The following is a 1,501-nucleotide window of genomic DNA, read 5'->3' as shown; positions in this document are numbered from 1 at the left end:
TAATGTTCACTTACGGGTGTATCCTACTAAGAGTAAATATCTAAAACCTAATCTCGAATTGCTAGTACTTGATCAGCAGGGAGAAATTTTCTTGTCGGCTCAGTCGAGAAGTGCTGATAATTGGATTCAATTAGAGTTTAATGGTGAAAAGGGGGATAGGTTTATGGTAAAACTGGTACTGGGAGATGCCAGCTTCTCCAAAGAGTTTGTCTTGTAATCTATCTTGGGTTGAAACTTTAGGGTTGAAAGTTGTGAGGTTGAAAGTTGTGAGGTTGAAAGTTAAAGGTTGTGAGGTGGAAGGTTTTCAGATAGCGTTTCTGATACTTATCAGGTACCTTCAAGTTTCTTACCCCGACTCCCGACTCCCGACTCCCGACTCCCGACTCCCGACTCCCTATAACCAAGGACTTTCTATGCCACCCAATTGATACTATTAATAAATTGAATTATAGGGGATTAAAAATGACGAAACTAGTAACCTTTAAAATAGTTGATGGTGATTTTAAAAAGGGCTTTCGGGTAATCCTAAAAATTGGTATTGATGCCAATGAAAATAATTTAATGGCTAGAGAAATTGACGGTTGGTTACCGCCAGCACCTGAGATTAACCAATTGTGCAACAGTTGGCTCTTAAGCTATCGTGCTCAAGGGAGAATCAAACTGCATCCACCGGATCGGAAACTGACAGCTCCCTCAGAACAGATAACCAACTATTCAATTATCAACTCAGCTCATGATTTAGAAGAGGCGATCAATAATTGGCTAAATTCAACCGATAGAAAGTTTCAACGCTTCCGGGATCAAGTGTTAAAATCTTTATCGACCAATGACCAGATTCGGTTTATTATTCAAACTAATAATATCAAACTTTGGCAATTGCCTTGGCATCTCTGGGATGTCTTGTCCGATTGTGATATTGAGGTTAATTTCAGTACCTCAGAATTTCCCTTACCCTCCCAAGCAATCGACCAATCTAGAAATAAAGTCAGACTATTGGCAATTCTAGGAGATGACACCGGGATTAATATCGAGAAGGATTTGGCATTACTCCAGGAGGAATTACCGGATGCAGAAATTGTCCCTTTAATCAGTCCCAAAAAAAAAGAATTAAGCCATGAATTATGGGATGAAAGGTGGGATATATTGTTTTTTGCTGGTCATAGTTTTACCCAGAAAGATAATTTACAAGGACGATTTTTCATCAATGAAGATGAAAGCCTAACCATTGAGGAGTTAAAGTATGGTCTAAGCAATGCGATTGAAAATGGTTTAAAATTGGCTATTTTTAATTCCTGTGATGGGTTAGGATTAGCAGCAGAATTGGTTAGTTTACCAATCTCGACAACCCTGGTAATGCGGGAACGGGTGCCAGATGAGGTAGCTCAGACGTTTTTAAGGTATTTTCTCAACGCATTTGCCACAAAGCAAAAATCCTTATCGGATTCAGTTTGGGAAACCCGGAAAAGATTGCAGGAGGAGGTAGAAGATAACTATCCCTGTG

Annotated in this window: 3 protein-coding genes; all 3 read left to right on the top strand. The window is 39.4% G+C overall.

All coding sequences use genetic code 11. The features are described 5' to 3' along the window. Positions 1-217 (top strand): DUF1822 family protein (locus F6K53_RS41880; RefSeq protein WP_293086351.1); only part of this gene is annotated, 217 nt, incomplete at its 5' end. Continuing rightward, positions 186-428: a hypothetical protein gene (locus F6K53_RS41875; protein WP_293086348.1), complete on the top strand. Its 243-nt coding sequence runs from the start codon at positions 186-188 to the stop codon at positions 426-428. The genes F6K53_RS41880 and F6K53_RS41875, both read left to right, overlap by 32 nt. Before the next feature lie 34 nt (positions 429-462). Further along, positions 463-1,501 (top strand): CHAT domain-containing protein (locus tag F6K53_RS41870; RefSeq protein ID WP_293086345.1); only part of this gene is annotated, 1,039 nt, incomplete at its 3' end.

This window comes from Moorena sp. SIO4A1, from assembly GCF_010672065.1.
GTDB lineage: Bacteria > Cyanobacteriota > Cyanobacteriia > Cyanobacteriales > Coleofasciculaceae > Moorena.
The sequence above is the reverse complement of the archived record's forward strand: the minus strand, read 5'-3'. Positions and strand labels throughout refer to the sequence as shown.

What these genes read in the sequence shown, in the direction of transcription:
- F6K53_RS41875 (WP_293086348.1), top strand. Translation starts at nt 186, where the DNA reads ATGCCAGCTTCTCCAAAGAGTTTGTCTTGTAATCTATCTTGGGTTGAA.